Annotated in this window: 3 protein-coding genes; all 3 read left to right on the top strand. The window is 67.8% G+C overall.

All coding sequences use genetic code 11. The features are described from left to right. Nucleotides 1-15 precede the first annotated feature (15 nt). The 3 genes from N7L95_RS24575 to N7L95_RS24565 all read left to right on the top strand — a co-directional run bounded on the left by N7L95_RS24575 (nt 16) and on the right by N7L95_RS24565 (nt 9460). Nucleotides 16-4605 carry an RHS repeat domain-containing protein gene (locus tag N7L95_RS24575; RefSeq protein WP_301260259.1) on the top strand — a complete coding sequence of 1530 codons (4590 nt, stop codon included), beginning with the start codon at nt 16-18 and terminating at the stop codon, nt 4603-4605. Between the two features lie 16 nt (nt 4606-4621). Beyond that, the gene (locus N7L95_RS24570) at nt 4622-5164 is read left to right on the top strand and encodes an ankyrin repeat domain-containing protein (RefSeq protein WP_301260258.1); all 543 of its coding nucleotides are present in this window, start codon (nt 4622-4624) and stop codon (nt 5162-5164) included. Nucleotides 5165-5437: 273 nt separating this feature from the next. Continuing rightward, on the top strand, nt 5438-9460 hold the full coding sequence (locus N7L95_RS24565) for a hypothetical protein (protein ID WP_301260257.1): 4023 nt from the start codon (nt 5438-5440) through the stop codon (nt 9458-9460).

Genomic DNA, 9460 nt, shown 5'->3' with positions numbered 1-9460 from the left:
ATGCTGAAAACGACCATGCGAATCCTAGATACCACCGGATCTGTCGCCACCGGCGCCTTCCACGGCGCCATGGCGCTGGCGCGGCGCAGTGCCGCGGTCAGCGCCGCAGCCTTCGCTTTGTGCATGCCGCAGGCGTCGCAGGCGCAGTCGGACAATGGCGCGAACATCTCGCTGCCCAACGGTTTCGTGTCCGTCACCGTGGAGGACATGGAGCTGCAGACGCCAGCAGGCCCGGTGAAGTGGCTGCGGACCTGGGACGGCGTCGAATGGAAGTTCAACCCCCATTGGGAGAGCCTGAGCCACAGCTGGGGCAATCTCACCGGCAGTACCACGGCGGACAGCGGAGCAAACGTGTCGTCGGGGTCGGCTGGAAGTGGCAGTGCGAGTGATCCCAAGCTGGCTTCCGGCTCGCCGGGCAGTGCCGGCTGCTGGGTCTGGGTCGACGAGGACTGGCAACCTTCCACCGGTACCGTTCTCGTCGGGCAGATTCCCCACCGGGAGCCGATGCTGACCGCGCGGACGGCGCCCTTCAATCGAACCATCGGCGACAACGTGCTGGCGTCACAGGACACCTATGCGCCCTTGGTGCGGGTCAATGTGGACTACGCTGCGCTGTGCATGGGCACCGGGATAGCGGGCGGTGCCCAGGACATGGAAGCGGTGCGGCGGATCAATGAGCTCTACGTCGGTGACGGCGGACGGATGGCCTTCAACAACCGTAGCACGCTCGAGAAGCGGGCGGTGAAGGCCTTGCCGGCGACGCCGTCAACCGCGGGAACCACGCCGCTGCAGGGCGGCCAGGTCCAGCTGGCGCCCGTTGTGATCGAGAAGGGCTACCGGTGGGTCGACCGCTCGGGAGACTGGATCGACTACAACACCCCAGGCCAGGTGGTGGCCTACGGCGACCGCAATGGCAACGCTGTCTGGCTGCAGCGCGACACCGAGGGCATCCTGCGGGGCGTCGTCGATGCGACTGGCCATGTGTTGCTGACCTTGCACTACCAGGGCGGCCTGATCTCCGAGGTGCGCGACTATCCCCGCGCCGACAACGCCCTGGACCTGCCGGCGCGCAGCGTCAAGTACCAGTACGACGAGTTCAATCGCCTGGTGAAGGTGACCGGCGTCCAGGGGCACGACACCCAGTACGCCTACGACCCCAACCACAAGCTCACCCGGATCACCGATGCCGAAGGGCGGCAGGAGAACTTCGCTTACGCGGGCACCTCGATCAGCAGGCACACCGCGCCCGACGGCGCGGTGACCGACTACGTCTTCGAGTTCGATGACACCCACAAGCAGTTCATCAGCAAGGTGAAGGGGCCGGAGACGGAGACCGGCCGGCTGGTGGAGGACGTCACGCACAACCGCGCCGGGCAGCTGGTGCGGCGCATTGTCAACGGACGCATCGACGAAGAGTTGCGTTACGACACCGGGGCTCGGGCCGAGGTCAGCACCAATGCGCGGGGCTTCAGCACCCGCACGACGAAGAACGAGTTCGAGCAGGTGGTCGAGATCGTCCACGCCGATCGCAGCTCGATCAAGCGCAGCTATTCAGCCGTCCACCTCGAGCTGACCGAGGAGACGGACGAGGAGGGCGTCAAGACGCTCTACGAGCACGACAGCAAGGGCAACCTCCTCAAGAAGACCGAGGCCGCCGGCACGCCGGCCCAGCGCGTCACTGAATACGGGCTGAACGAGTTGGGCCAGGTGATCCGCGTCACCGTCAAGGGACGCACGGAGGCGGACGGCACGGTGACCGCCGACGCCGTGTCCTTGATCGAGTACGACACGCTGGGCCAGGTAGCGAAGGAAACGGATCCGGAAGGGCACGTTCGCCGCTACACCTACAACCGGGCCGGGCACCTCGTGCGCTACGTGGACCCGCGCGGCAAGGCCACCCGCTACGAGGTGGATGCGCGCGGCAAGCTGCTTCGCACGACCGACGGCCTGGGCCGGGTGCGCAGCTTCGCCTACGACAAGGTCGGCAACCGGATCAGCGAGACCGATGCGCGGGGCAAGGCGGTGCAGACGAGCTACGACGCGATGAACCGCGCCGTCCAGACCACCAACGCCGTTGGAGGCACCGCCAAGACCCAGTACAACGGCCAGGGCCTGCCGGTCCTGGAAACCGACGAGGACGGCCGCACCACGCGGACCGCCTACGACAACTTCCTGCGCATGACGCGGCAGATCGACTCGGCGGGCAACGAGACGCGGTTCGGCTACCAGGTGGCCGACGGCAGCGCTGCAGGGCAGCTGGGCAGCCTGTCGGATCCGACCGAGGTCGCCTACCCCACCTACACGCAGCAGCTGCGCTTGGACGAGCATGAGCGGCCCACAAGCCAGACGCTGCTCTATGCCAACAGCCGGGAGTCGCAGACGGTCAACAGCGCCGTGGCCTACGACCGGCGCGGGCTGGTCACGAAGGAAACGGACCCCAGCGGCCATGCCTATGAGCACAGCTACGATGCCCTGCGCCAACGCACCGAGACCCGCGACACCATTGGGGGCAAGACGCAGTTCTACTACGACGTCCGCGGCAACCTGATCCGGCTCGTCGACGCCAAGGGCAACGCCTACCGCTTCGAGTACGACCGCAACAATCGGGAGGTCAAGCGCACGCTGCCCGGTGGGCAGGTGATGCGGTCCGCCTACGACGGGGCCGGCAACCTCGTCGAGAAGGTGCTGGCTTCCGGCGTGCGGCATGTCCATGAGTACGACGCGGCCAACCGGCTGGTCGAGACCCGCCAGTACGCGACAGATGGCGCCTTGCTGCGCACGACCACCCAGACTTGGGACGGCAACGACAACCTCACCGCCTGGACCGATACCGACACGTCCAGGCCGGGCGCCCCGCGCACGGCATCCGCCACGGCGACCTACGACGACGCGAACCGCAAGACCGCCGAGGCGGTGGCCTATCCCACCCCGGACGGGGCTGCCTATTCGCTGGGCTACCAGCAGGCGTACAGCCCGGCGGGCAAGAAGACGCGGCTGACCTGGCCCGACGGCACGGTGATCGAGTATGGCTGGAGCAGCCATGGCGAGCTGGAGTCGGTGTCCATCCCGGGTGAAGGCATCGTCAGCGTCAACCAGTTCAAGTGGACGGTGCCGGAAAAGATCACCCTGCCCGGCGGCGTGACGCAGAACAAGGTGCACGACGGGCTGCTCAATGTCGAAGGCCTCAAGGTGAAGACGCCGGCCCAGCAAAGCGTGCTGGAGCTGGAGCACCGTTTCGGCAAGCTGCAGGAACTCGACAGCCGTGTGCGCACCGACGCGATGGCCGGCAAGAGCAGCACGCGCAGCCAGGCCTACGGCTACGACACCGAGCTGAGGCTGGTGCGCTCCACCACCCAGGCGGGCATGCTGGGCGAGGAGAGCGAGAGCTACACCCTGGACGCCGCCGGCAACCGGGTGGCGCAGGGCAGCCAGCCGGGCGCCTGGACCTACGACGCCAACAACCGGCTGCTCAAGCGCGGGGATGGCGCCTGCACCGATGTCGGCACCACCTGCTACGACTGGGACGACGCTGGCAACCTCGTCAAGAAGACCAGTGCACTCGGCACGACGCTGTTTGCCTACGACGCCTTGAATCGGCTGGTGGAAGTCAAGACCGGCTCGGGTGAGATCGTGGCCCGCTATGGGTATGACCCGCAGGACCGCCGGCTGTGGAAGGAACAGTTCCGCGACCAGGCGGGGCGTGCCCTGGCGCAGGCAAAGCGCACCTACTACCTGTATGCCGACGAAGGCCTGATTGCGGAGGCCGTGCAGGCCATCTCGCTGCAGGCGGACGGCAGCGTCGCGGTGGCCGGCTCGCCGTCCATCACGACCCAGTACGGCCCGAAGCCCGACAGCGACTTCACTACCGGCGTGCTGTTCGTCAAGACGCTGGGCAGCGATGGCCAGCCGGTCGTCGCCTACTACCACCACGATCACCTGCAGACGCCAATCCAGGCGACCGACAAAGCGGGCAACGTGGTATGGGCCGCGCACTACGACGCCTTTGGCGCGGCGTCGGTGATCACGCCGGCCGCTGCGCCGGGCCGGCCGACGATCGAGTCGAACCTGAGGCTGCCGGGTCAGTACCAGGACGAAGAAACCGGCCTGCACTACAACTTCCGCCGCTACTACGATCCGCAGACGGGCCGCTACATCACCGAAGACCCGATCGGCCTCGAAGGGGGACCCAACCTCTTCCTGTACGCCAACGGCAACCCGATGATGCTCACCGACCCGACCGGGGAGTGGGTGACGGTGGTCATTCGCCTGATCCCGGTGATCGCGAGGTTCGTCTGCCGGGCGTCGCCACGGGTGTGCCGCGAGCTGTACCGCTGTCTCACCAATCCGGCGACTTGCAAGAAGCGCTTCTGCCGGGTCATGCGAAGCAAGACGCTCTATCACCCGGTGTGCGATCTTCCGGGCTGTGACGGCATGAAAACGCCTATTGGACGAGACGTGGCACTGAACGCGGCCAGGGCCTGCCTCGCATTGCGCAGCATGGTCAAGCAGGTGTGCTATGGCGGCAAGGCGGATGCCGACCATGAGAAGGAAATCCGGGTCGCCAGGGAGAAGATCCGGCGCTGCAAGCAATACTGCCGGCTGTGAAGGACGGAGGACGAGCATGAGCAAGGAATGGCCTCTGGACGATGTGAAGAACCGGCGGTGGGAGGCGGTCCTCGGCTACGTCGACGACCTCTGCGTCGACGCTGACGGGAACGGGCTTTCCCTGCTGCTGTGCTCGGTGGCCTACTTCGATGCGCCGCCCGAGCTGATCGACGCGCTGGTCCTGGGGGGCGCCGATCCGTCTTACCGCAACATGGGGCGCACGGATGTCCGGTTCGGGTCCGGCCTGGAGCCGGGGTCAACGCCCATTGGCCAGACGGTGCTCGGTGCATCGCGGGACCGTCATGACACGCTGCCGGCCTTGCGGCGGCTGATCGCTGCCCATGCCGATGTGAACGGCTTCACCTATTCCGGCTACACGCCGGTCCAGCTGGCCATCGTGATGGGCCAGCATGCGCATGCCCGTATGTTGCTGGAGAGCGGGGCGGACCCCTGGGCACCTTCGGCCGATCCGGATCGGCCGACCGCTTTTGATTTCGCCGACGATCCGGCCGCCATCGAGTTGCTCAAACCGTTCGCTCAGCGAGGCCGGCCGGCCTAGCGCGGCCCCTGCGCCGCCGGCATCGCCAAGCGCCGACCACCACCGATCTATGTCAACACCATCTCCCGTGCGCCGCCACCTCGGCGAGCCGCGTCTCACTGTGCCCGACGCACAGCATCCGGCGCGCCTCCCGAACGCCACCACCGGCCCGGCCAGCTGCCCGGCCGCATCCGATGCCGCCGCTGCAGGCGTGGGGGGCCGGCCATGAACGTCATGTCGCAAGCCAGCAGCCGTCAGCAACCGCGAAGCGAGATTCAAGGAGGGAAGGGCGAAATGGGAGCAACTCCTCACCAAGGCGGACCGTCGTGGCCGTACCTGCGAGCTGGCTGGCACGGCTGGGCCCGTGCGGCTGCTGCCTCCCTGCTGTGGCTGGGCCTGGCCGCGGCCGCCCCGGTCCAGGCGCAGGAGACGGTCTGCGCACGAGTCAAGATCGAGATCAAGCAAGAGCTGACGCTGGAGCGGCAGGCCTTCGACGCGGAGATGAAGATCAACAACACCACCGACAGCGAGACGATCCAGAACGTCTCGGTCGTGGTGAAGATCACCGACGAGCTGGGCACGCCGGTGCCCGTCAGCAGCAATCCGAACGACCTGGCGGCGAAGTTCTTCGTCCGCGTCTCGGCCAAGGACAAGATCTCGGACGTCGACGGCACCGGCTCGGTGGCTGCGAAGACGACGTCCACCATCAACTGGCTGATCATCCCGGCGCCCGGCTCGGCGGGTAGCTCGCCGCTCGGCAAGAAGTACCTGGTCGGCGCGACGCTGAAGTACCGCTTTGGCAGCGAGGACACGGTGCTGGAGGTCTCGCCCGACGTCATCACCGTCAAGCCGATGCCGCTGCTGACGCTCGACTACTTCCTGCCGGAAGCCGTCAATGCCGACGATCCGCTGACCGCGGAGATCGAACCTGTCGAACCTTTCACGCTCGGTGTTCGGGTGAAAAACTCGGGCATGGCCGCCGCGAAGCATCTCAGGATAGACTCCGCCCAGCCGAAAATCGTTGAAAATCAACAAGGCTTGCTGATCAACTTCAAGTTGACTGGCAGCTATGTCGACGACATGCCGGCGCAAAACAGCCTCCTGATCGACTTTGGCGACATCGCCGCCGGCTCTAGCAAGATGGGCCGCTGGAACATGGAAACCACGCTGGCCGGCAAGTTCACCGAGTTCACTGCACGCTTCAGCCATGCCGACGAGCTGGGCGGCGCGTTGACCTCGCTGATGCAGGCGACCCACACCCATTTCCTGATCCGCGACGTGCGGGTGGACCTGCCCGGGCGGGACCCGGTGCGCGATTTCCTCGCCCGCGACGGCGACTTCCTGCGCGTCTACGAGTCCGACAGCACCGACACGCTGGTGACCGATCGCAGTGCGGTGGCCCAGCTCACCGGCGGCACCGGGGGCCAGGGGGGGTACCGGCTGTCGATGCCGGCCACCGATGGCTTCGTGTACGCACGGCTGCCCGATCCCTTCAAGGGCCAGAAGGCACTGGGCCAGGTGCTGCGCTCGGACGCCAAGGCCCTGCTGCCGGAGAACGCCTGGCTGTCCAAGACCCGCAATGCACAGAGCAAGCAGTGGGAGTACTGGGTGAACGTCTTCGACGTCAACACCACGGGGGTCTACGAGGCTGCATTCGAAGCGCCGCCGGCGACGGCCCGGCCGCCCCAGGTCCAGTTCGTGCCGGACCGCCTGGTCGAGGAAGGCAAGCAGGTCTCCTTCCTGGTCGAAGCCAGCAGTCCGGATGGCAAGGCGGTCAGCCTCTCGGCCGCGCCGCTGCCTGCAGGCGCCAGCTTCACCCCGCAGGCGATCGACCCGACCGCCCCTGGCCTCTCCCGCGCCGTCTTCGACTGGACACCCCCGAAGGGCGCCGCCGGCAGCTACCTGATCGTCTACACCGCCACCGACGGCCAGCTCAGCGCCAGCCGCTCCGCCAGCATCAAGGTCAACAGCAGCGAGCCGCCCCCGGGCCCCGGCACGCCGGCCATCGCCGCGCCGGCCTCCGGCACCGAGATCGCCAAGCTGCGCCCGGCACTCAGCGTGCTGGCCTCGACGCAGTCGCGCGACCCCACCGTCAAGATCCAGTTCGAGCTGTACAAGGACGAGGCGATGACGCAGCTGGTGGCCAGCGCGCTGGTCGACAAGGCGCCGCACGCCCCTGGCGAGGGGGCCGGGCCGGTGGCGATGCCGACCTCCTGGACGCTGCCGCAGGACCTGGACGACAACACCCCCTACTGGTGGCGGGCGCGTGCCTTCGACGGTGCCCAGACCTACAGCGCCTGGGCCACCGCACGGTTCTTCGTGAACCTCTACAACGATCCGCCGGGCAGCTTCAACCTCACCAGCCCGGCGCCCAAGGCCGAAGTGGCGAGCGAGCGGCCGGTGCTGAGCTGGACGCACAGCGTCGACCCCGAGCGCGACCCGCTGGTGTACAGCGTGGCCGTCTACCGTGACGCTGCCCTGACCGACCTGGCGGCAAGCGCCAGCCGCCTGCCGCCGGGCGAAGGCGGCAGCACCAGCTGGACCGTGCCTGCCGCGCTCCTCAACCACCGCACCTACTACTGGGTGGTGGTGGCCGAGGACAGCCACGGCGCACAGACGCCCAGCATGGCGCGCCCCTTCATCGTCAACACCGGCAACACCGCGCCAGCGGCGCCGGTGATCGCCGGGCCGGCCGCGGGCGCACAGAACGCGGCCGAGACGGTCACGCTGTCACTGCACAACAGTGCCGATGCCGAGGGCGACCTGGTCACCTACGTGTTCGAGCTCGACACCGCCGACACCTTCGATTCGGGCGACAAGCGCAGCTCGGGCGAAGTGATCCAGAGCGCAGGCGCCGTCACCTCGTGGACCGTCGGCCAGCTGCTGGAGAACAAGCACTACCACTGGCGCGTGAAGGCGCAGGACGGGCGTGCCGAGTCGGCCTGGGTGGCCGGCGATTTCCTGCAGAACGCCCGCAACGACGCACCGCCAGCGCCCACCGTGAAGAACCCGGGCAACGGCGCCTGGTCCGCCACCGTGCAGCCGACGCTGGAAGCCAACGCGGTGCAGGACCCGGAGGGCGAGGCGGTGCGCTACCAGTTCGAGGTCTACCGCGATGCCAAGCTGGGCAGCCGCGTCATCGACGGCGTGGCCACCAGCACGGCCTGGCCGGTGCCGGTGGCCCTGCAGGACAAGGCCACCCACTGGTGGCGCGTGCGCAGCATCGACGCGCAGGGCGCCACCAGTGCCTGGGGGCCGGCGACGGTGCTGTATGTCAGCACCGGTCCGTACAGCGATCCCAGCATCCAGATGACCGCGCCAAACGCCATCGTGGCCCCCGAGGTGGTCAGCAGCGGCGGTGTGGAGCGCCGGCAGGTCACCCTCCAGTGGCTCGGCAACGACCCGAACATCGACCCCACGGTGGCGCTGTACCACTCGCGCAGCAACAGCGGCTATGCCGGCACCCGCATTGTCGACGGCATCAAGCAGCCGGCCGGCAGCCACGCCGGCTCGCATGTCTGGGACGTCACCGGCCTGGAGCCCGGCACCTACTACCTCTACGCCGAGATCTACGACGCGCGCGGCATCGGCCGGGCCTACGCGCCGGGCGCGGTGGTCATCGCGCCGGCAACGCCGGCCGGCCGCATCGTCGTGACGGCGCCGGCCAGCCCGCTGGTGACCACCGAGGCGGGCGGCACGGCGAGCTTCACCGTGCGGCTGGCGAATGCGCCAACCGCGCCGGTGCAGGTGCCGGTGGCGCCGTCCAACCCGTATGAAGGAAAGGTGACGCCGCAGGCCTTGACGTTCACGCCGGCGAACTGGTCGGTGGACCAGACGGTGACCGTGACCGGCCAGTACGACTGCACGCCGGACGATGTGGTGAACCACGCCGTCATCACCGGCAAGTCGGTGTCGCTGGACCCGAACTACATGGGCCTGTCCGGTGCACCGGTGCCGGTGACCAACCAGCCGCAGGCCAGCTACCAGGGGGGCACCACCGACCCGCAGATCCATGTCTGCCGGCTGGTGGTGGTGAACCCGACCGGCCGCTACACCGCGCAAGGCTATGAGTACATCATCAGTGCCGAGCTCACCAACCTGGGGCCGGCCGTGAAGGGCGTCAACGCGCATTTCCTGTCCGGCACGATGGGCCTGCGGCCGGCCCGGCCGTCGCAAGCCTTGCGTTTCGGCGCGGTGGCGCAGGGCGAGACGGTGCGCTCGCTCAATACCATCGCGGTGTACTCCTACATCAACATTCCCAAGAGCGTGTTCTTCGGCGGCGCCGGCTCGCGCTGGGGCTTGCAGATCGTTCCCTGA

The sequence above is a fragment of the Eleftheria terrae genome (assembly GCF_030419005.1).
Lineage (GTDB): Bacteria > Pseudomonadota > Gammaproteobacteria > Burkholderiales > Burkholderiaceae_C > Caldimonas > Caldimonas terrae.
This window is presented reverse-complemented; position numbering and strand designations above follow the sequence as displayed.

Bases quoted from the DNA above. Each gene is read 5' to 3' on its own strand.
- N7L95_RS24565 (WP_301260257.1), top strand. From the start codon at position 5,438: ATGGGAGCAACTCCTCACCAAGGCGGACCGTCGTGGCCGTACCTGCGA.
- N7L95_RS24570 (WP_301260258.1), top strand. From the start codon at position 4,622: ATGAGCAAGGAATGGCCTCTGGACGATGTGAAGAACCGGCGGTGGGAG.
- N7L95_RS24575 (WP_301260259.1), top strand. From the start codon at position 16: ATGCGAATCCTAGATACCACCGGATCTGTCGCCACCGGCGCCTTCCAC.